The organism is Undibacterium sp. Di24W (assembly GCF_049340325.1).
GTDB lineage: Bacteria > Pseudomonadota > Gammaproteobacteria > Burkholderiales > Burkholderiaceae_D > Undibacterium.
The window spans coordinates 45,832-65,763 of the sequence record NZ_JBMPOP010000011.1; the positions used below are offsets into that span (position 1 = coordinate 45,832).

General features: G+C 45.8%; 32 protein-coding genes and 1 tRNA gene. 6 read left to right on the forward strand and 27 right to left on the reverse strand.

What is annotated here, in order from left to right:
• Positions 1-104: 104 nt before the first annotated feature.
• The 23 genes from ACO0KZ_RS19170 to ACO0KZ_RS19280 all read right to left on the reverse strand — a co-directional run bounded on the left by ACO0KZ_RS19170 (position 105) and on the right by ACO0KZ_RS19280 (position 14,723).
• Positions 105-749, reverse strand: coding sequence for a phage tail protein (locus ACO0KZ_RS19170; RefSeq protein ID WP_422998192.1), 645 nt, complete (start codon positions 747-749; stop codon positions 105-107).
• Between the two features lie 119 nt (positions 750-868).
• Positions 869-1,213, reverse strand: a complete 345-nt coding sequence (locus ACO0KZ_RS19175; RefSeq protein WP_422998194.1) for a DUF3168 domain-containing protein — start codon at positions 1,211-1,213, stop codon at positions 869-871.
• Positions 1,200-1,601, reverse strand: a complete 402-nt coding sequence (locus ACO0KZ_RS19180; protein ID WP_422998196.1) for an HK97-gp10 family putative phage morphogenesis protein — start codon at positions 1,599-1,601, stop codon at positions 1,200-1,202. The genes ACO0KZ_RS19175 and ACO0KZ_RS19180 overlap by 14 nt, the downstream gene beginning before the upstream one ends.
• A complete protein-coding gene (locus ACO0KZ_RS19185; protein ID WP_422998198.1) occupies positions 1,598-1,915 on the reverse strand; it encodes a phage head closure protein in 318 nt (105 codons plus the stop codon). Before ACO0KZ_RS19185 ends, ACO0KZ_RS19180 begins: the two co-directional genes overlap by 4 nt.
• Entirely contained in the window at positions 1,912-2,484 is a 573-nt protein-coding gene (locus ACO0KZ_RS19190; protein WP_422998200.1) for a head-tail connector protein, read from the reverse strand. Before ACO0KZ_RS19190 ends, ACO0KZ_RS19185 begins: the two co-directional genes overlap by 4 nt.
• 2 nt (positions 2,485-2,486) lie before the next feature.
• The gene (locus ACO0KZ_RS19195; RefSeq protein ID WP_422998202.1) at positions 2,487-2,690 is read right to left on the reverse strand and encodes a hypothetical protein; all 204 of its coding nucleotides are present in this window, start codon (positions 2,688-2,690) and stop codon (positions 2,487-2,489) included.
• A 76-nt stretch (positions 2,691-2,766) separates the two neighbouring features.
• Positions 2,767-4,017, reverse strand: coding sequence for a phage major capsid protein (locus tag ACO0KZ_RS19200; RefSeq protein ID WP_422998204.1), 1,251 nt, complete (start codon positions 4,015-4,017; stop codon positions 2,767-2,769).
• A 75-nt stretch (positions 4,018-4,092) separates the two neighbouring features.
• Positions 4,093-4,827, reverse strand: a complete 735-nt coding sequence (locus tag ACO0KZ_RS19205) for a head maturation protease, ClpP-related (RefSeq protein WP_422998206.1) — start codon at positions 4,825-4,827, stop codon at positions 4,093-4,095.
• The gene (locus tag ACO0KZ_RS19210; RefSeq protein ID WP_422998208.1) at positions 4,824-6,122 is read right to left on the reverse strand and encodes a phage portal protein; all 1,299 of its coding nucleotides are present in this window, start codon (positions 6,120-6,122) and stop codon (positions 4,824-4,826) included. The genes ACO0KZ_RS19205 and ACO0KZ_RS19210 overlap by 4 nt, the downstream gene beginning before the upstream one ends.
• A gap of 4 nt (positions 6,123-6,126) precedes the next feature.
• Positions 6,127-7,797, reverse strand: a complete 1,671-nt coding sequence (locus ACO0KZ_RS19215; protein WP_422998210.1) for a terminase large subunit — start codon at positions 7,795-7,797, stop codon at positions 6,127-6,129.
• A gap of 2 nt (positions 7,798-7,799) precedes the next feature.
• Entirely contained in the window at positions 7,800-8,309 is a 510-nt protein-coding gene (locus ACO0KZ_RS19220) for a P27 family phage terminase small subunit (RefSeq protein WP_422998212.1), read from the reverse strand.
• Between the two features lie 145 nt (positions 8,310-8,454).
• Entirely contained in the window at positions 8,455-8,781 is a 327-nt protein-coding gene (locus tag ACO0KZ_RS19225) for an HNH endonuclease (RefSeq protein ID WP_422998214.1), read from the reverse strand.
• Between the two features lie 192 nt (positions 8,782-8,973).
• Positions 8,974-9,043: transfer RNA gene (locus ACO0KZ_RS19230), tRNA-Ala, on the reverse strand.
• A 250-nt stretch (positions 9,044-9,293) separates the two neighbouring features.
• A complete protein-coding gene (locus ACO0KZ_RS19235; protein WP_422998216.1) occupies positions 9,294-9,494 on the reverse strand; it encodes a hypothetical protein in 201 nt (66 codons plus the stop codon).
• Complete coding sequence (locus tag ACO0KZ_RS19240) at positions 9,491-9,709, reverse strand: hypothetical protein (protein ID WP_422998218.1); 219 nt, start codon at positions 9,707-9,709, stop codon at positions 9,491-9,493. Before ACO0KZ_RS19240 ends, ACO0KZ_RS19235 begins: the two co-directional genes overlap by 4 nt.
• Positions 9,702-10,061, reverse strand: a complete 360-nt coding sequence (locus ACO0KZ_RS19245; RefSeq protein WP_422998220.1) for a hypothetical protein — start codon at positions 10,059-10,061, stop codon at positions 9,702-9,704. The genes ACO0KZ_RS19240 and ACO0KZ_RS19245 overlap by 8 nt, the downstream gene beginning before the upstream one ends.
• Positions 10,062-10,138: 77 nt before the next feature.
• Positions 10,139-10,369: a hypothetical protein gene (locus ACO0KZ_RS19250; protein ID WP_422998222.1), complete on the reverse strand. Its 231-nt coding sequence runs from the start codon at positions 10,367-10,369 to the stop codon at positions 10,139-10,141.
• A gap of 6 nt (positions 10,370-10,375) precedes the next feature.
• Positions 10,376-10,819: a hypothetical protein gene (locus tag ACO0KZ_RS19255; protein ID WP_422998224.1), complete on the reverse strand. Its 444-nt coding sequence runs from the start codon at positions 10,817-10,819 to the stop codon at positions 10,376-10,378.
• Between the two features lies 1 nt (position 10,820).
• Positions 10,821-11,018: a DUF7696 family protein gene (locus tag ACO0KZ_RS19260; RefSeq protein WP_422998226.1), complete on the reverse strand. Its 198-nt coding sequence runs from the start codon at positions 11,016-11,018 to the stop codon at positions 10,821-10,823.
• 287 nt (positions 11,019-11,305) lie between these two features.
• Positions 11,306-13,819, reverse strand: a complete 2,514-nt coding sequence (locus tag ACO0KZ_RS19265) for a PriCT-2 domain-containing protein (protein WP_422998228.1) — start codon at positions 13,817-13,819, stop codon at positions 11,306-11,308.
• A complete protein-coding gene (locus tag ACO0KZ_RS19270) occupies positions 13,819-14,034 on the reverse strand; it encodes a hypothetical protein (protein ID WP_422998230.1) in 216 nt (71 codons plus the stop codon). Before ACO0KZ_RS19270 ends, ACO0KZ_RS19265 begins: the two co-directional genes overlap by 1 nt.
• Complete coding sequence (locus tag ACO0KZ_RS19275) at positions 14,031-14,474, reverse strand: phage regulatory CII family protein (RefSeq protein WP_422998232.1); 444 nt, start codon at positions 14,472-14,474, stop codon at positions 14,031-14,033. The genes ACO0KZ_RS19270 and ACO0KZ_RS19275 overlap by 4 nt, the downstream gene beginning before the upstream one ends.
• 63 nt (positions 14,475-14,537) lie before the next feature.
• Positions 14,538-14,723 (reverse strand): helix-turn-helix domain-containing protein, encoded by a 186-nt coding sequence (locus ACO0KZ_RS19280; RefSeq protein ID WP_422998234.1) that lies wholly within the window; start codon positions 14,721-14,723, stop codon positions 14,538-14,540.
• On the opposite strand from ACO0KZ_RS19280, the gene ACO0KZ_RS19285 reads away from it, so the two are divergent.
• Both ACO0KZ_RS19285 and ACO0KZ_RS19290 read left to right on the forward strand, forming a co-directional pair.
• A complete protein-coding gene (locus tag ACO0KZ_RS19285; RefSeq protein WP_422998236.1) occupies positions 14,722-15,243 on the forward strand; it encodes a helix-turn-helix domain-containing protein in 522 nt (173 codons plus the stop codon). The genes ACO0KZ_RS19280 and ACO0KZ_RS19285 overlap by 2 nt on opposite strands.
• An 82-nt stretch (positions 15,244-15,325) precedes the next feature.
• On the forward strand, positions 15,326-15,694 hold the full coding sequence (locus ACO0KZ_RS19290; protein ID WP_422998238.1) for a helix-turn-helix domain-containing protein: 369 nt from the start codon (positions 15,326-15,328) through the stop codon (positions 15,692-15,694).
• On the opposite strand, the gene ACO0KZ_RS19295 is transcribed toward ACO0KZ_RS19290, so the two are convergent.
• Positions 15,665-15,889, reverse strand: coding sequence for a hypothetical protein (locus ACO0KZ_RS19295; protein WP_422998240.1), 225 nt, complete (start codon positions 15,887-15,889; stop codon positions 15,665-15,667). The two genes, ACO0KZ_RS19290 and ACO0KZ_RS19295, sit on opposite strands and share 30 nt — an antisense overlap.
• A gap of 210 nt (positions 15,890-16,099) precedes the next feature.
• On the opposite strand from ACO0KZ_RS19295, the gene ACO0KZ_RS19300 reads away from it, so the two are divergent.
• Entirely contained in the window at positions 16,100-16,996 is an 897-nt protein-coding gene (locus tag ACO0KZ_RS19300) for a LysR substrate-binding domain-containing protein (RefSeq protein ID WP_422998242.1), read from the forward strand.
• A 48-nt stretch (positions 16,997-17,044) separates the two neighbouring features.
• On the opposite strand, the gene ACO0KZ_RS19305 is transcribed toward ACO0KZ_RS19300, so the two are convergent.
• The 3 genes from ACO0KZ_RS19305 to ACO0KZ_RS19315 form a co-directional block, all read right to left on the reverse strand.
• Positions 17,045-17,470: a hypothetical protein gene (locus ACO0KZ_RS19305; protein WP_422998244.1), complete on the reverse strand. Its 426-nt coding sequence runs from the start codon at positions 17,468-17,470 to the stop codon at positions 17,045-17,047.
• Positions 17,470-17,760: a hypothetical protein gene (locus ACO0KZ_RS19310; RefSeq protein ID WP_422998246.1), complete on the reverse strand. Its 291-nt coding sequence runs from the start codon at positions 17,758-17,760 to the stop codon at positions 17,470-17,472. The genes ACO0KZ_RS19305 and ACO0KZ_RS19310 overlap by 1 nt, the downstream gene beginning before the upstream one ends.
• Positions 17,761-17,857: 97 nt before the next feature.
• Entirely contained in the window at positions 17,858-18,313 is a 456-nt protein-coding gene (locus ACO0KZ_RS19315; protein ID WP_422998248.1) for a thermonuclease family protein, read from the reverse strand.
• 641 nt (positions 18,314-18,954) lie between these two features.
• On the opposite strand from ACO0KZ_RS19315, the gene ACO0KZ_RS19320 reads away from it, so the two are divergent.
• From ACO0KZ_RS19320 to ACO0KZ_RS19330, 3 genes are all read left to right on the forward strand, one after another.
• Positions 18,955-19,191 carry a hypothetical protein gene (locus ACO0KZ_RS19320; RefSeq protein ID WP_422998250.1) on the forward strand — a complete coding sequence of 79 codons (237 nt, stop codon included), beginning with the start codon at positions 18,955-18,957 and terminating at the stop codon, positions 19,189-19,191.
• Entirely contained in the window at positions 19,188-19,436 is a 249-nt protein-coding gene (locus ACO0KZ_RS19325) for a hypothetical protein (RefSeq protein WP_422998252.1), read from the forward strand. Before ACO0KZ_RS19320 ends, ACO0KZ_RS19325 begins: the two co-directional genes overlap by 4 nt.
• A gap of 290 nt (positions 19,437-19,726) precedes the next feature.
• The gene (locus tag ACO0KZ_RS19330; protein ID WP_422998254.1) at positions 19,727-19,918 is read left to right on the forward strand and encodes a hypothetical protein; all 192 of its coding nucleotides are present in this window, start codon (positions 19,727-19,729) and stop codon (positions 19,916-19,918) included.
• The last annotated feature ends 14 nt before the right edge of the window (positions 19,919-19,932 follow it).

Below are 19,932 nucleotides of genomic sequence, written 5' to 3' on the forward strand. Positions count from 1 at the left end.
ATTTTCTTTCGCGTGGTTTTGAAAAATGCCTGTGCTTGGGCTGCGCTCCCCGCGAAAGGAAGACGCAGCCCAAGTCAGTGCAAGGATTGAGCTAGGTGCTCAGGTTAGGTTGCGTAGCGAACTGGACGACCTTGCAGAGCAACGCCAGATTTGACCGACATCAAATTGCCTTTGGTCAAAGATGGCGTTTCATCAAAGGCAAAAATGCCGTTGTACAAGATGAATCCGCCCGCTGGTAACGTTGCGCGGAGTGCTGTTACTGCTCGAGTTTGAGCAACAGTTTTCAACGCTTGATAGCCAGCTAAAGTAGGATCATCGGCAATCTCCAAAGCCAAAGATTGAGCGCTTGTGGTTGTTGGAATCTGGCTGTCAAAGTCCTGCTCTAAGAAAGAGTAAGTTTGATATTGAGGCTCGCCACCTGAGCTTGTGCAGCCCATAATTTGCGTGATCTGTGTCCAAGTGTTGATTTTGCGTATCGTGCCGAGACCAGAGCCAACAGGAAACAGTGTCGTCGAGGATGTATCTAGTCCCTCAGCAACAAGATTTGTACCTGAGACAGATTTGGCGCGGAATACTCGATTATTTGCACGCGACCAGCCGCTTACAAATTCAAAGTAATCACCGTTCGCAAGTGTATTGGTTACTGTTAAGACTGCTTCGGACGCATTGGATGCTGCCGTTACTGTCAAATTTGCAGCGTATGCCGTGGCAAGTGCCAAGACAATGCCGTTTGGTAGTGAGACTGACATTTGATTTCCTTTCAAGGAATAAAAAAAGCCACCCGAATGAGTGGCTTGTGTTGCGCCCGAAAGGGCAGACGAAAAAAAAGCCCACGTTTTACGGTGAGCTTTGCTATTTCAATTTTTTGCTATGACCAGAAGGAGAAATCCTGCATCGCGCCTCTGGCCTTGGTTACTTCGTCATACGTGGCAATTGAGCCGCCTTCGATATTCCCAAAGAGTGGACTCGTGACCATTAAATCTTCAATTTGTCTAATCAGTGTCGAGGCTTCGCTTCTTGTCGCACTCCAAACATTAATTTGGAATCGTGCATTCTTTTTGTTCGATGATTCGGGACCTAGAAAATTGACTGCCTTACCACCTCTTTGTTGATAGGTGATGAACGGCTTTGCTGTACCTTCTGGCGCAACATCGGGATAAACTCGATTGCTCACCAATGGCGCAAGCTTTGTAAATAAATCAGCCTCGATCATTTTTTATCTCTTCTATTTTTTCAGCGAGGCGAGTTCTTGCAGCCTGCATTGCTTCAACAATCTTTGCGTCATACGTTGGCGCGATAAATGGATATGCCGGGGCGCGGATCGTGCCATACTCAAGCAAATGCCAATGCGGGGCCTTGCGCTTATTTACACCGACTGAATAAACTTGCTTGCCATCTTTCGATAGCTTTTCATTGTAGTACTGATACAAAGCAGCTTTCAATTTGCCTGTTTCGCCTACTGGTACGCGAATTTGAATTTCTGCATACAAGACTTTAGATGCTGCGTAAGCCGCTGGACGAATCGCCTTTTCTTGTATGTCTTTTGCGAACTTCTCTAAGTTTTTCTGAAGTGCTGATGTATCGAATTTGATGTTGATCATTTGACGACCTCGCAAGCTAGATCAACGTGATCGCGTTTCGCTTCATCTGGCAAGACAGCTTTTATTTGATACGTGATGCCGTTATAAACAATGCGCATTGCTTCGGTTATGTCTTGGCGATAGCGAATGCGAATTGATACCTTTGACACGCTGACCTCTGCATCGGCTTTGACCGACTCAACGCCATTCAGAAACCGAATATTTGCCCATGGTTGCGCGAATGTTGACCAGTCCTGTATCTCCTGCCCGATAGCATCTTGAGTCGTGCCAAAACTCTGAATTGTGATCCTGCGATTGAGTCGGCCTGCGTTCATAGCGACCACACCTTGTATCGATCTAGCAAACGATCGGCAAAGCCTAACGAGTAGGTTTGCTTGCCAGATTCGAGCTCGCGGTTTTCATACAATGCGCCAAGACAAAGCTTTATCCATGATTTGATCAACTCTGGCACGCTTGCTGCATCTGCATAGCCCGTTGAGAAGATGATCTGCACTGCCTCAGGCTGTGAACGGATCGCTGGCCATACTTGGCCGTAAGCTTGCACGATGGATGCCGTGTAATCACTACCGATGACGACTTGATACACTGATGGGGATAAGGTTGTCAGGGTTCCTGCTGTATTTATGTATTTAACTGAATCAACCGATGAAACTGGCGGCATACTCAAAAATAGCGTGTCATCAAAGCCATCTAGCATTAATTGCCATTTTTGCGGCATGACCGCCCTTCCCATGATGTGCTCTGCACTTTGCGTTGCAGCGCCGATCAATGCTGTGATCAATGCATCTTCATCAGTCACGCTCATTTCTACGCGCAGGTGCAGTTTTGCCTCTGCTAAAGTAATTGGCAGTAATGTTGCTGGCGCATAGAGTTTTAGCGACATGATTATTCTGCTTTTTCAGTCACTAGTGCGATGCTTTCGGCATAGGCAACTGCTTCAGGTGCCGTGTCTACCAAGCCATTTGCTTGCGCTTGCGCGGCTTCCTCATCGGCAAGTGTGATGACATCATTTGCCACGCCATATGCACATGCAGTGAGCACACGCGCCTTGATTTGCCCTGTTTCCAGCGCCTTATTTGTTTTTGACATTGCGTTCTCCAAAGAAAAAACCACCCGTTTTGGGTGGTTTTTTGGGTGATTAACTAACTAATCGACTGTTATCTGATTAAGTAGCAGAGTGCTGGTAAACCTTGACAGCTTGGTTATCCATCAAGTTACCGCCCATGCGAGCCCAAGCTAAGAAACCAACTTGGCCTAACTTGGCGTAAGCAGAGTCATCAAAGCGGAACATGGTCACATCCATCGCGTCGCGGATCATGTAGCGATGCAGATTACCGAACGCGAGGGACTTTGCAGAAACGCCAGGCGCGGCGACGTCGTTATTGATATACACCGGATAGCCAAGCAAGGTATCTGGCGTCTTGGAAGTTAAGCCTTCGTCGTAACTTGGCGTCCAGATTGGACGACCTGCAGTATCTTTGATCTTGCGAACTACTCTGCGCATCGCTTGACTAAACATAAAGCCGGGAGCGACACCAGGCATTTCTGGCACGGTCGCAGGAATATCCAAATAGGCCGCGTCAATCGAATCAATCAAATCAACTAGATCATCGTAAGTAATCGTTAAAGTTTGACCTGTTTGGCCAGCTTTACCGACTGAGCATTGAGTAATCAGACCAAATGGGTCGGTTGAGCCGGCACCAGTTGTAAAGCCAACGTTGGCAATGCGTCCGATACGATCTGCCAAGCGCTTAAATACCATCGCCTGAATATCGATCTGGCTGTCTTGCAGCAATTCATAAGGAACTGCAACGATTTTTGAAGATGCTTTGAATACGTTCAACGCAACAGAACCATAGGATGGGTCTAATGCTGTTGCTGTGGTATTTTGAGCGATCCACTCACCAGTCTCTGCAGTACCATCAGATGTTGGGAATGAGAGCGGGTTACCTTGCGCAGTAGTCAATTGGCTTGACGTCTTACGCATGTAACCGTAGGACTTCAAATAATCGATCATCGACGCTGCGATTTCTGATTGAACGGTAAATCCGCCTTGCGAGCCAGTTGTTGTGGACATCGTATTCATGACGGCCTGACGCTCTTCGTTTGTCATTTCACGATCTGCTTTGCGCAAATACACATTGAAAGCGGCTTGAGCAGGCGTCAATTTTTTGCCGTTTTTGTGATTTTCTGCGATCTTATGATCGTTCGCATCTGTGAAATTTTCAGCCCGGTTTTCGGCGATCATTTTTTCATGTGCGTCAATTTGCGCTTTGCAGCGTTCACCTTCAGCTACATGATTGTCAAAAGTCGTTTGATCTTCTTTAGTCCACAGTTGTGAGCCTTTTTCGGCAAGGATGTGGTTTGCTGCTTTGTTGGAGGCGGCTAGGCGCTCACGGAGTGCTTGAATGCTCATTTTAATTCCCTTATAAGAATGAGTCGGACATAAAAAAAGCCACCCGAAGGTGGCTTGGTTTCTTGCGCGAGCGCGCTAGATTTGGAACAATCGCAGACGGTTTTTATTCATCTGGATCTGTTGTGCTGATAGCGCCATTAAATCTGGCGCCTCTATTTCTTCTTTTTGTTCTGGCGCATTGGCATAAGCCGACAAATTCCACTTAGCCTGTGCTTTTTCGCCTTTGCTGTTGGGGTCGATGGCGTCAATAAAACCAGCATTCATTGCTTCTTGCGCTGTGAACCATGTTTCGGCATCCATCCAAGCTGCAACTTGCTCAGCCGTTGCTCCTGTTTTGTTCGCGTAGTCAGAAGCGATAGTGCCGTCGATCTTTTCTAATAAATCTGCGGTTTGACGCAACTCAGTACGATCACCCATAGCCATGGTCCAAGAGTTGTGCACCATGAATAAACCGCCATCAGTCATACGAACTTCATTTGCAGCCAATGCCAAGTAGGTGGCTGCGCTGGCTGTCATGCCATCGATGTGGCTAATAACTTGACCTTTGTGTGCAACGAGCGCTGCAGCCATCGCACGCGCTTCAAATACGTCACCACCAGGTGAATTAATGTGTAGATGAATCGTTTTATCGCCCGCACTTGCCAAAGATTTGACTAAATCAGCGGCATTCGCGCCCCAATAGCTATCAATCACGTCATAGACGTAAAGGTGCATATCGGACTCTGTTGACTCCATGCGGATCGAGGATATATTTTCTGCTTTGTTGGCAGCGTTGTCTTTCAACAGCTGCATTAGTTTATTGATTTTCATGTCGTCGCCTTGATAGGTGCTGCCATTGATGCGTTTGCTTTGAAGAGTTGGTCGCCGTCTTTTTCGGGCGGGAGGTTTTTGATTTTGCGAATTTCGTTGACGGTCATATAGCCATCACCTGTGCCGGGGCCGCCTAATGCAGATCTGAATGCTTCAGCTTGTGCTTTACTATCGCCACGCAAGAGTCCATCAAGGTCAAACTCAATGAATGGCCCTGCATTGCGAAATAATTTTCGGTTGAGCTCTTCTTCCCACCGGCGAAGATGTGGCTTGATTGTGAATCTAACGAAACCGAGGGTAATTTGCTCGATACCTGTTCCCCAGCTTGATGTTTTATCGTTGTCGCCAATCAAAACAGGAGGGACCCCAAGCGCTTGGCAGATGTCTTCACGCTCGAAGCGGCGCGATTCGAGCAATTGCATATCGACAGGGCTGATGCTGAGTTCTTTGACTGTTCCGCCTTCGGTTAAAACCAAAGGCAATTTTCTGCCACTAGTGCCACCGTATGTAGCAACAAAGCTCTCACGCAGCAATTTTTGCTGGTCTGGGCTCATTTTGCTGGCGTAAGTAAGGGCGATTTGTGGCATTGCGCCCTCGCCTATGCTTCTGCCTGTGTAATCAGCCGCCGCCAGACTATTGCCGATAGCGTTACGCGCTGCATACTGAATCATGGAGAGGCTGCGCAAGCCATCAAAGCCAAATCCAGTGAAATGCAGCATGTCGTCTTGGTCTACTGTATAGGCAACACCTGTTTCAAGATCATAGATGTCATAGACCAAGCGTCCGATCAACCGGCGCGCGACAACACGATCTGGATGGTGAATTTTTAATCTAACGACATCGCCATAAGATGTCCCAGCCTTGCTGCGGACAATCTCTGTGAACTGGTCACCACGCAAGGCGACACATTTGACAATCCATTCTTTCCAGCTTGCTGAAGTCCATGCATCGCTTGGCGCTTCATTCAATAGCCACCACAATGGATTGCGCGGCGATTGCGTGCGCGTACCATCTTGATTGATTCGGTATTGCTCGATAGGTAGCTGAAGTATTGCCCCTGCCAGCTTGGATAAGCACGCATAAACAGTACTCACTTGCATAGCAGTTTTATCGGTAACGCTAAAACCTGATGGCGAATTGATCGGCATAAATAACTCGCTCATGCCATCTAGGTTAGAACTGACTACTGAAGCATTGTTGATGCCAATACGTTCCATTGCGCCAGGGCGCGACTTCGCCCAATCAGTCAGGACGCGCGATGTGTGGGTCTTGGCCGATAGGTTGAATGTGTTCATAGTTTTAATTTAAGTTGACGAAACCTTGATCGATGTCATCATCGGCATACATTAAGGCCCTACCCATGCCGATCAGCATGGCGACAGGCGCATCTATTTTTTCGCTTGGTTTTTCTTTGGTCGGATGCTTGAGCCCACTGAATTTCGACTCACGCATCACAACGTTGCCGATCATCCATTCCACGGCGCTGTTGCCGTCATGTTGTAGATCACCGGTCAAAACTTGGTTTTCAATTTCAATAATTGGCATGGTGAAGTGGCTGCTGGTCTGTGAGATTTCGACCATCGGTAAACCTGCTTCTGCCAGTTTTGTCACAAAATACGCTGCAAATTTGGGGTCATACGGGACTTCTTTGATGTCAAATTGCTTGGCAAAGCCTTCAATATCAGCACGGATGACTTCAAAATCGGTCGCATTGCCCGGTGTGACGATGAGTTCGCCGCGCTGCTCATAGCGCCGATAGTGCTGATTTTCTGGCTTATTGACTTCGTATTCGTTCAGATAGAGCCTAAAAAATACATAGGCCTTTCTGTTTCGCTTAAAGATCAGGCAAAGCGCTGCGATGTCGCTTTTTTCTGCAAGATCGATACCTATCCAGCATTCTTCGCCTGCAAAATCTTCAATCTTTAATTCAGTATTGCCACACTTGCGCCAGTCCGATACTGGAATCCATGACTGCCCACCGGACAACCAAATATTGAGGCGCTTTGTTTTAAAGTTTGGCTGCTCACTTGGTTGCTTGATTGCCCGAGAACATGCATCAGCGAGGCCATCCAAGTAGACAGATACGCCTAGATTCGGATTAGCTTTTGCCCATTCAATCGGATCATCGAATTTTTCCGGATCATCGACTGTGTAAATAATCCCTAAGAACTCATCGTCATCGATGGTTTGTTCAAGTACCTTTTTCGCGTAGCAGTGTTGCTCATAGCCGAAACTGCTTAGATCAAATCCTGCTGTGGTAATTTCCCATAGCATCGGCTGGCGTCGTGCGCCTTGCCCTGATTTGATAACGTCATAAATTGTTCTATCTGGGTGCGCATGAACTTCATCAAGAATCGCACCGTGCGGATTTAATCCGTCCATCGATTTTGAATCACGCCCGAGTGGGACAAATTTATCAGCCTTGCCTCGCACAAACAATTCGCTACGCCGCTCGCTGATATGCCGCCGCAAATGCGGGCTGGCATTCACCATGCGGATCGCTTCGTCATGCGTAATTCTGGCTTGTTCCATCTTGGTCGCAGCGGTATAAACCTCTGCACCACCTTCACCATCGAAGAAAAACAGGTAAAGACCAACGCCTGATAGCTTGGTGCTCTTCCCGTTTTTGCGCGGGACTTCCTCCCACACCTCCCTGAATCGTCGGGTGCCATCGGCACGCATCCAGCCAAAGGCCAGTGCAACCCAGAATTGTTGCCAAGGTGATGGTACAAAAGACTGACCAGCCCATTCGCCTTTGCTATGCCGCAAGAAGAGGAATGATTCAAGCGCGTGCTGTGCATGCGCATCTGAAAACCATAATCCCCGCTTGTGGCCATTGGCCATATCGCGATAATGTCGTTCAACCGCCAGCCGGGTCCACTTGCAAACTGGGAACTTGTCGGCGATCACATCGCGACCATAAGCATCCCAATCAAAACTACTTTGGGGCGATACTGCTAGGGATGACATATTTATTTTGGAACTACTCGCATCCCAATCGCAGTTTTTTGCGAACGGAACTTCTCAATAGGGTCATCAAACAACTGGCCTTGGCTGTCGTTGATTTTGTCACCTTTGATTTTTTGAAAACTAGGAATCGTCAAGGCCGCTTCAGGCAACCAGTCGAGCAATGCTTTTTTATGATCGCGAGCTATGTAATACAGCGGATGCGGTGCGCGATAGCCATTGGCGCTTTCGGTAATGAAGCTGCCGTTGTTCATCGACTTATATCTATCGAGTTCAATCTCAGCATCAACCCAGCTACAAAATGTTTTACAGATCACCGCCAAGGCCAAGCCATCGGTACGGTGTATCAAGTTGTACTCTTTGAGAGCAAGAGAAACATGCTCCCAAATCTTTTTTTCTTTACTCGATAACTTGATCGGCATATCAGGAATCTCAGAAAGAATCCCAATATCAACAGACGCAACTCTGCCCTCATCAACACTTGGCATTGCTGCTAAATGGCTTTGAGCGCTCATATACTTAATTTTTTGATTGAAATGCTAGGTCAAATAACGAAGGGCTGGGATTTACACCCCCCCCTACTAAAAATCTATCCCACGGAAAATTAAGGGATACGGACGGTCTGGAGCGAAATCCCGCCAGACTTTTCACCACCCCCGCTCAAGCTTTGATTCGACCAAAGCCGCCATCTTCCCTCGCAGTTTTCTGATCGTGGTGTTTCTTGCATAGAGATTGCCAGTTACTGGTATCCCAAAATAAATCTTGGTCTCCCTTATGAGGGATCACATGATCAACAATCGTAGCTAGTTCAACTCGATCTGCTTTGGCACACTCAACGCAAAGCGGCTTGCGACTTAAAAAAGTCAGCCGTGCTTTCTGCCAGCGTCCACCATAACCACGATCTGCTGCACTACCGCGACGATCATCAGTCCGCTTTCTTTGTTGCTTGATATGAGCTTCACAAAATCCACTTTCATCAAGCAGCACTCGACACCCGGGATGCCTGCATGGTGATCTCGGTCTGATTGCCATATCTCAAATACGCAAACATCAGGCTCGATTGTCTAGATCGATTCGCTAATCAAAGCTGTTGTATCTGAAGCTGCGTAACCACAAATAAAAAAAGCCTGCCGAAGCAAGCTATAAACCACCGTAACAGTGGAAGGAGTTTTCTGCTAGATGATGCGATAGGATTCGAACCTATAACGTCCTTTGCGCAAGGATGCTCTGCCAATTGAGCTACACACCAACCAAAATAATTTAGGCTAATTTATCCGTTAAGCGCTTGCCACACGCAACTATAGTCGGCTATACCAGCGACCGCGAACCCGCAATCCTTACTGGCATGGATGTAAAAAAGCCCAGATTCAATTAAGAACCGAGGCTTTGTATTTGGTATTACTTAGCGTTAGAGTGCAAAACTCAACACTAGCGAAAACATGGTACAACTTGTGACACACTCAATCAACGTCTATTTTGTGTCACAAAGTGTTGTTTCTTTACCTGCGATAGTTGATCGTCAATTCTATATCCGTCACGCCTGTTGGAATGAATTCGGCGCTGCGATCACCCTGCCTCTGTATTTGGGTAGTTTCATGCCTATCCGTTTTCCTCACCTCGAATAGTGCAATGCTTCCCTCTTCTATGCCATCCGCAAGTTCTCGCAGCATCGCGACTGACTTCATAGTTGATTCGTTCATGCTGACTGACTCCAATCGGTAATTGATAAACGTATTTCATAATCATTTCTGTTTAGCTTGCGAACATCTATGTCAGCATTGTCATTCAGAGTAAGAACATCAGGCTTCCTGCCAATAGCATGAAAATGAAACGCAAGCATTGGATCGTTTTCTATATCATCAGCCGCCTTCCTAAGAAAATCAGCAATCTCTTTCTTTCGCTCTTGGCTAAGCATATTCACCACCATACATACAATGCGCCAAATTCTCATGCATGAAAGCTAGTCGTTGCGAATAGCGCTCACGTGTGAGCTTTAGCAATTGCGCCTTTGTCTTTTGTGGGCGCTTATCTTTGTATTCCAGTGTGATGACTGCGACGAATCCAGGTGCGAAACTATGCAGATGCCCGACTAGCCTTTGCACTTCTTCTGGCAACTCATCAGGAATGAATGTATCTGTGCTTCGGTTCGCCTGCACTCGCTCATTGAGTGAGTATGATCTTGGGTATCCGTGGTTTTCTCGCTCTTCTGTGATTGCTGCCCAAAATCGCAGATCGTCTTTGATTCGGTCTATTGGTAGTTGTGTCATTAGTTCTCCTTATGGTCAGCGCAAACCGTTAAAATAAATGTTCATTCTGTCGATGTACTGAATCATTGTTAACCCTTTCACGAACCAAATTGATTTGCAAAAATCGATGCACCTTCAATTTCATTGGTATCCATACCGTGGCAAGCATTTAGACAAGCAACAATGCGTCGTGCAAATACTTCACCACCAGATACAGAATGACTATACCCATAGCAATGTGCCACACAGGTATCAGCGTCATCGACAACATGCCAATTTTTGTCCTCTCCAACACTAGGAGAAAGCAATTTGTATTTAGCTTGGCTCATCGTTAATCACTCAGCATAAGCTGCATTAATTCCATCAACAATTTCATCATTCATGGACTGCCCCTGCATCACATGGACAACATAAATAGCCGCACCAAGATACTTATCAACCGCTTCAAATGATTCACCTTCAACGACCAGTGCAGCAGCCTGTTGTAAAAATATTTGCAATGTATCTAAATTGATCGATTTTTTAGCCCGAGTTAATTTGGTAGTGGGCGGTGAATATACGCACTGCCTAAAACTTGGCCCATCTTGTCTAAAGGTTTTAGTCCAACCAAGCGACTGCAACATTAAGACAATACGCACGAAACTAAATGTAGACCCAAGCTCTAATCGAATTAGCGCCTGTACTTTGGCAACGCCTTCGCTATTCAACTCAGCCAATCCGTTAGCCAACAAGTAATCATTAAAATATTTATCCACCACAGCAATTTCAAAATCCGTCATTTCAATCCCCTTTATCTGACCTACGTTTAACCCACTCAACCTTCACAGCAGCCTCCAGCGCCTTTCTTGCCTCAACCCCTCGCTTAGTGCCAACCAACTCCAAATAAGCCCGCCTTACCCACAATCTACCCAAACTCAATACATGCCTTGCTTCACATTCCATTCGCCATGTTTCGCTTTTTGTATCTTTCTCTTCCATTTACTTCCTTGTGCAGGGTTGTGCAGGGTATATAAACAACCCTGATCAATGGAAACCCGCATGGGCATTACGTTTGTGCAGGGTGTGCAGGGTGTGCAGGGTATAAAAGAGGACATCGCGAGAAAAACAAAACCAACTAATAAAACTTTGAATAGAATTTTCTCTCGCGTGTGCGCATACAACCCTGCACACCCTGCACACCCTGCACAAACGCAGAACTGGCGCGGGTTTTCGTTGATCAGGGTTAGTCATCAACCCTGCACAACCATGCACAAAACCACGCGAAATCATGTTTTCTCACCCAAAGCATTACGGAATTTTTGCAAATCATCTTCCAGGTGCGACTCAGCATCATCGCCAACCAACAACACCGTGCGCATCTTCTTCTTGGTATCACCGCGCAACATGGCCCACTTACGGCTTTTCGTTTCGCGACCACTAATCAACTCAGAAAACTTAGTCAATGAAAGCTTCTTCTCATTGGCACGCTCACACCAACGCATATAGACGGCATGCAACTCTTCAGTCAGACATGAGCAATAAGGCGATTCCAAATCACCATCGCGCCACCGCTGGTAGAACACCTCCCAGCTTGGCAAACCAAAAGCAATCACGGCATCTTTAGAATCAGTACGAATCGGCTTGGTATGCTCATCAAAACCAGTTAGATCAACATTCAATAAGAAGTGATAAAACGCTTCACACGCCCCGTTTTTAATCGCATCTTTAAACTGGGCATAAAACTCAGGATCCATGTGAGACAAAGCTTCGATCACTTGGAAGCGGCGATCCTCAGCATCCAACGGCAAAGGCTGGCGCTCATTCGATAAGAAAACGGAATTTAAATGATTAGCTTCGACACGCTCAGGCAACCCCTTGGGATTAATGCGCATATCCTTACCGGTGATCATGTGCTTAATCGTGCCAATATAATTGTGGCGCTCAGCACGACCCAAGACTTCTTCAAACAGCACAAAGGTTTTACGTGATCGCCAATCAGTGAAAGTAGATTCAAGCTGATGCTGACCAGCCGTAGTGCCATACTCGCCATAAATCGGGCGCATGATGCCATCAAAAAACAAGGACTTACCCGTACCTTGCTTTTCACCTAACATCAAAACTGCCGTGCTCATCTTCGCACCGGGATTCTGCAATGGATAAGCCAGCCACTTAATTAACCAATCAGACACTTCATCAGCATTGCGCTCAGACGAACAAAGCGAACCAATTAAGGTCAATACTAAATTTTGAAGCGCAATATTCTTTTTAGGCGTAAGCGGATACCCGCCAAACATATTGATATGCGTATCTGGGTTACTGCGCTGTGCTGGGTCAAAGACCAGATTATCCGCATCCACCATTGTCCGTTTAGGGCTCTCCAACCAACGACCAGCCAGATCAGGAAACGCAGAACGCAATGGACCTAAACCAACCACTTTGCGCGCCATACGATCCCACACAGTTTCAGTACCGTAGAGCAGAACATAACGATCGATCAATTCTTTCAACGGGTCGCCCCCGCCCCCCTCCTTACTGATGATGGCACGGCCACCCTTCAAGATAGGCAAGTCCTTCTGATCGATGGTTTTACGCTCAGAATGCTCTACCCATTCCTTTGCCAAAACAGCCCCAGCAAATGTCGCAAACGCAGATTTTTTCAATAACTGCTTATTGAGCGCGTCCCACACATCTGTTTTGCCATACACCAATGCAAAGTGCTGCAGCAAAGATTCCAACTTAGGACCGCTAACCACTTTACTGGCTTCAACCGGAGCAAGAGTGCGAGAATCATCAAGCGCATTCAAAAATAAGGACAACTGAAAGCTCAATTGCTCCAAGCCCTCAACCACATGGAGATCATTGCAATCGGTAAGGTAAGGCAAAGCCTCATCAGTTTTCGATACACGGCGCTCAACAGAAAAGGTGACAAGGAAAACAAAGCCGCTCACTGCGTCAGCCGCGGCCTTTGCCTTGGTCAAACCTGTGTCACCCGTCAAATAATCGTCATCAGCACAAATCACAATGCGACTACTTGGGTACAACTTACGCAATATACTTACACCAGAAGCCAACAAGCCAGCATCAAAGCAGACATAAACAGCGCGAGAATAACCCAGCGCAGCACGAACAGATCCACCTGTCGCATACCCTTCAACAACAAAAATATCATCACCATCAACTGGTGCATCACCCAAGCGGCACATTGCCCCCGCTTTTGTCATACCACTACTAAATTTTTTTGAGCCATCAGCATTGATTTGCTGTTTACCAACCATGCGTGAAAGTGTTTCATCGTAACGAATCATCGGAATAATGATCGCGCCATCATCGAGAAACTTGCAAGATTCAGCGCGCACTTGTTTACGCACCAGGTAAGGACTATCGCCTTCTTTAGATGCCATGCGCCACTGACTAGCAGCACGCACCGCAGCAGCAGCCGCCGCCTTGACTCGATTAGCTTCAGACTTAGCATCACGCGCTTCACGATCCTTCTGACGACGCGCTAACTCTTCTGGCGACACTTCGACTTCATCAGCAGCAAACTCAAAACCACCGGATTTAGCCTCAGAGAACAAAGACCCAAGGCCAACCTTGCCGCCATTTTTGAATGAACGCCAAGACGCCTTGCACGCCTTTGCATCAAAACTAGATGCAGGACTAGACCAATCTACCCACGCAGAATAAGCATCGTCGCCAAATTCAGCTTTAAGCGCCATACCCATACGCACCCAGGTATCACGATCATCCGGAGGAACAAAACCCAATGCCCGCACAGCGGTCGATAACGAAGCGCCAATCATCAGACAATCTCGCCATTCGGTAATTTACGAGTCGTTCCCATCAAAGACGGCTCATTGCGATACGTCAGACCATCGGGACGAACCATTGCGCGCCAATCAGGCTGCTTCAAAGGCTTCATTGAATAAGTCGCATGTCTTACTTCAACAACTGGCGACATAAAATCAGCCAGTGAATCGGCTGTGATAGAAGCTGTGATAGAAGATGACTTTTTCATTTCTCAGCCATACCCTCTAAACGCGCCAACATGCCATGCAAAGCCGTCACAGTACGATGCACAGCCTCTTTTACGCGATCAACTTCATGCTGCTCCACACGACCATCAGCTAGTGTCGTATTCACCTCAGAGCCAACATCACCATTGGTTTGCCACACTTTAGCGATCCACTCCAACACGGCCATATCCGATGCAGAAGCCGCCGTATCAATATGCAACACAACACACCCCTGCTCTTTCGCCATCGCATGCAACACAGCCACATCACCAGTCAGGGTCATTAACTGTTCAGCATCAGACAAATAAGGATGATTCTGCGCACAATTTGGATTTGCTTTATTGCGCAACACCTGTGGGTTCATACCCAAACGCGGGGCCAACGACTCAAATCCACCTGGATAGCTCTTACATGTTTTGTAGAAAGCATCTTGTGCAGACATATAAACCCCGCGTAACAAATGTGACAAAAATTAAAAACAAACCGATACTGCGTCTAACAACACTTACTGAGAACAGATCCGCTTATGCAACTCAACAATATTCATATAGGTAGAACTAAGGCACTGTGTCTGCCCATTCAAAATGCGGTGAACGGTAGGCTGCGACACCTTGATTTCCTTTGCGAGATCAATTTCACTTAAGTTTGATTTCGCTTTAATTGACTTTAAGAGGTCTGAAATGTTATCCATGGCATCAAATTATACGCGATTGAATAATTCCAGCAATACGCAAATGAATAATAATTTGTGGGAGTTTAATTCGTGCGCGTATAGTGCGCGGATGGATATTGCCTCACGACTCGATCAAGCCATGCACAAGGCTGGCTACAAAACGCAAAAAGCGCTTGCTGATGCGTCGGGCGTGCCTCAGCCAACGATTGCTAGGATATTAAAAGGCAATGGTAAACGCGGCCCTGAAAGCGACACTACAAAAAAGCTCGCCGCTGCGTGTGGCGTAACATTTTCATGGCTAATGGAAGGGAAAGAGGCTGTGAGCTACAGCCCTCCAATCAATATCAATCCCGCGCACGTAAAACAAGAGCCAGCCGAATATGACAAGGTAAGCCTATGCTACGTTACTTCGACTGAGCTAGAGCTACTAACGCACTTTAGGCAAAGCACAGTAGCATCACGTGAATTAATTCTCAGAAATGCCTCAAAAGCACCAAAAGATCAAAAAAAGCTCAACCTCTCAATAAAATCAATGTAGTATTAAATTCTAAGAACGGGATTTAATTGCAAGAACGGAATTTTGTTGAGATCACTGACGCGCTTTGATACAGTCGGGCGATATGACAATCGCAAAACGTATCAATATCGCCATGAAATTGGCGGGAATCAACACCCAAGCAGACTTAGCGCGTGCTAGCGGTGTCCCGACGTCAACTTTAGCCAGGATACTTGCTAACGAATCACAACCAAATCCTGCCAATCTTGCAGCCATCGCAAACGCATGTGGACGGAGCATTGACTGGATCGTGAACGGTACCAATATCGAAGACAACAGCAAACCAGAAGTCTCCTTAGTGTATGTCACACTAGAAGAGATGAAAGTGCTTACCGAATATCGAGAATCAACCGATATGGGCAAGTCCTTTATTAAAATTGCTGCAAAAAACGCAGAGAAACAATCACTGGTCAGATCGCCCACCGATGACTAACTGTAAGTGAATTTGCTTTGATGGAAATAGTTCTGCGCAATCACGCGCTGTACCCATGACCATATTCCAGCCACTGGCATCAATCCGCTTTTGCAACTGAGACAGCTCTTTCACGTCCTCAGTTAAATGCGATTTTTCACGCAGGCGAGCAAGCTCATTTTTTAGATCTTGAATTTGTTCTTTTTCTGTTTTCATAAGACTTTATACCTAATTTAATTTCTTATATACATCATCTAGCTAACATACCAAGTAACAATCGGGAGCTAAATGTAACAGAAAAAAACGAGAAAAGGCGTTAGCCAAATTTATTCGTAAGTAAGTATAATTAACGAATATTGAAGGGTTAAGAGTGTCGTTTAGTAATGCATCAACAAAAAAACAACGTCATCCAAGTGGAGCGAGACGTTGAGCGACCTTGAAGCTGTCGATTTAAAAATTATTTCTTACATTCAAGAAGGTCTAAGTATTGCGACAATCGCAAGCCGAATCGGCGTCACTAGTCCCCGCATCACACAACGCTTAAATAGAATGAAAGAAGTTTGTGATGACCCGCTTATCTACAAGCAAGGCAGTCGATATCACCTCACCGACACGGGAAAAGCACTTCTAGAATTTAGCACCGAAGTTGCCGACGGCTGGTCTAAATTTAAAGCCAAGTCCGCTAAGATAAAATCAAATGATGGGCAATTACGCATAATCGGCGTGACATCCGTTTTACTCGAAGATGCCCCCACAGCGCTCGATATAGTGCAAAAAGAGTACCCTCATCTACTCGTTAAATTAATCCCAGGCACCGCAAAAGAAATACTTCATTCAGTGCTACACGGCCAAGCTGATATTGGGCTGATTGGTCTATTAAGAAGCGTGAACGATCTGACGTTTAGTCATTACAAAAGTGAAAAACTTGTATTACTGGTTGCGGGGACTCACCAGCTCGCACAATTTGACGACATCAAATTTTCACAACTTGAACGACAGACGTTTATAGGTATGAATCATACAAATTTAATGTCCGATATTATGGGCGCAGCAATGATTCGATCTGGCATTACCCCATCATTCTCCATGGTCGCAGGTGATCTAGAGTCTGCTGCGAACATGGCCACACGCAGCACATTCGGCATTGCCTTAACGCTCGAAAGCGTTGGCTTACGATATGCAAAATTGAACAATGGTAAGGTTATTTACCTCAAAGAACCTTGGGCAAACATCGAAATGGCCGCATGCTCAAGAGACCGCAGCACGCTAACAGAAGCGCAACTATACTTTCTTAAAACTTTAGAATTGCTCTACAAGAATTAATTACGAATGAAACGAATGGTCACAAAAAAACCCGCCGTAGCGGGTTTATTATTTGTTTGATTTTTTATTCTCTTTGGAGAATATCTCTGGAGGTTTAACTTCAGAATTAGTTAATGGCTGGGTGATATTTTGCTGTTGATTTTTTGGCTCTGGTTGTTTGATAGAAACATAGTCCCATCCTTTTGTAATTAAAAACCCTAATAATGTCCCAATAATCCCTAAAGCAATCGCCCCACCTAAAATTTTATTTTTCCAAGTAACTAAATCCTCAACTTTACTTTTTGTACTATTTACCGAACTATTTAGATTTTCAAATTTCGAATTTAATTCGCCAAGCGTCTTCTGCATTTCCATAATTGCCTGCAGAGTGAAGCTATGGTCTCCATGCCCACTCAGTGGCTGAATGGGGGAGGTTTGCGGCAAATAGGCCGGAGCATCGTCTGCGACCGGTGTTTTTTTTGGGCGCGTGACCATCAGTCTTCCATCTTAATTTTTAACCATTCCCACATGTCATTTGAGCCGCGACCATAATAGCCAGTGACAGGAATAATTATGCATGAGCCAACAGGACTAGCTATGCCCTTCGCTTGTCCGGTTACTTCAAGTTTATTTGAAAGATCAATAGTTGTGCCATCAAACTCTAAAAGCCAGCCCTTATTGGACTGTAGATTATGTTTGTTGGAGTCACCGGGAAAATTTCTATGGACTGATTCACTGAGTTTTTCCGCGTTGTTTTGTAGTGGTATAGCGATATATATAGGCATAGTGTCCGAAGTCTATCATTGAATTAAAATTCAAGTAATTAGATGTGTATGATTTTATTCAAACAACTTGAGAAGAATGTACTTAATTAGATCCATGTTACATTTTTTTTCTAAATTCCCAAGGTGGAATCGAAATATTTTCTACCCATAGCCCAAATCTACTTACGCGCGCTTGATTTTCAAGTGCTGGCAAAGTTGAATCTTTATTGTATTTGACGTACACCCAAGCAAAACCACGCTTTACCTGCTCTTTATTGGCCTCAATGCCATTACAAGTCACGACGGCAACGGTGCGTCCGTATCGATCTATGGTCTGCGCCTCATACGTCGCATCTGTTCCCAAGCAAATATCAGAAAGAGATTCTTTCGACTTCTGGCCAAACGATTGCTTCTTTTCCGGGGCGTCGATATTAGCCAGTCGAATCTTAAGCGACTTGTTATCGACCAGTAGCGTCATCGTATCCCCATCGCTAATACCGATGACCTTATGCGCAAAAGCAAAATCACTCAAGTGTAAGGCGATTAATGCCGTGAGTAGTTTTCGATAATTCAACTTTTAGGTGCTATCGTTTTTTTGCAAATAACTGACCAACTTTTCGCCCGATGTTTTCGGCGTTTGAAGGAGCGGCAACTTCTGGCTCGATTGCCATAGGCACTAAAACGGCCTGACAGTGCTTGCATTTTGTCGCATCTTTGCGCACAAGTTCACGGCAATCGGGGCATTTAACGTGCGTCAGTGGGCTTGGTGCATCATATAAAGCGGCTTGCCCTGCTGCGCTTTCGGTGCTTACTATTTGATCTGACCCACAATGCGAGCAAGTGTTTTTCAAGCCCGATCTGCGCCAGATCATGTAAATGATCCCAGGGATTATGTAGAAAAGTAGCAAAATTAAAGTTATTAGAAAGTGACCTTTTAACTTTTGCTCTGGCTTATCAACACTGCCGCAATTTCTACAAACATAATCCATTAAAACGACCTCACAAAATATTAAATAACATCACGATTTTTGATAATTTAATTAAATTCTTTCCAGCATTTGCCGCATTTTCGTAGAGCCATATCATCACCATAAACAGTATTGCCCAAATAGTAGCACCCATAAAAAAATACACAATAAATTATTCATTCGCGTATTGACACGAATTATTCATTCACGTATATTTGCCACATCAACCCAAGATGTGAGACAGCAAATGAACCCAATAGTCCAAATACGCAGAACATCACTAGAGCAACTGCTAGTGATCACGCAAGACCCACCAGCAGGTCAAAGCAGCCTACTTCGTGCATCAGACAATGCCCGCGTGATCGTTGCAGCATTAACCGGCATTCTGGCCAACGATGAGCCAGAGCTATCCAAAGCCCTCGCATCGCGCATTGGCCTGTCAGCAGATCAAATCGATCACCCACTGCTCAAGGTGCCAGCATGAATCAGTCAACTACAACACGTCATTGGCTGATCGCGACCTGCGCGATAGCAATACTCATAGCCCTTGGTTACATGGGTGAAGATTCGTACAACGACCAAGCCCTCAGTGCATCAGTCGTTGACGAAATTAAAAATTCGGAACAAGCCGCGATGCTAAATCACAAGCGTGAAATGGCAGCGATAGACGCACGAGCTCGCAAAATGACCGGCTACGACAACATCAAATTAGCAGAGGCGCGCCGATGAGAAACCTACTATCAGCTCGATTCACTATCGCCCTAGCGCTCTACCGTAAAGAACGCAAATTCGGCAAGGAAAAGCACCAAGCATTGCGCTTAGCTCTGCAGGCATTTATCCCGAGGTAAGCAAGCTAGATCGACTAGCAAAAACACGTAATCAGCCTTAGTGCCGGGACTTATTCACCTGGTGCAGTAAGCAGTAACCAAAGTAAAAAAAATCTCGCATGTTTCAAACAACGAATTGAAAAACTGAGGCTGATTACGTGTTTTTGTTGACTCTTGATGATGGAGCAAACCATGCAAAAAGAAGCAAATTTTGACCGCGCAACGCTCGATAGAGCCCGTTTCTTTCTAAGGACGAATCAACCCTTAGACGACATGCTCAAAGTGCCAGCGCTCGCTATTTGCCTAAAGAACGTGGCTTTAATCCGAGCAAAAAGAGAAGCAAAGCGCGATGTAAAAAAACTGCAGTCCAACGATATTGATTAATTTTCTTAGGATAT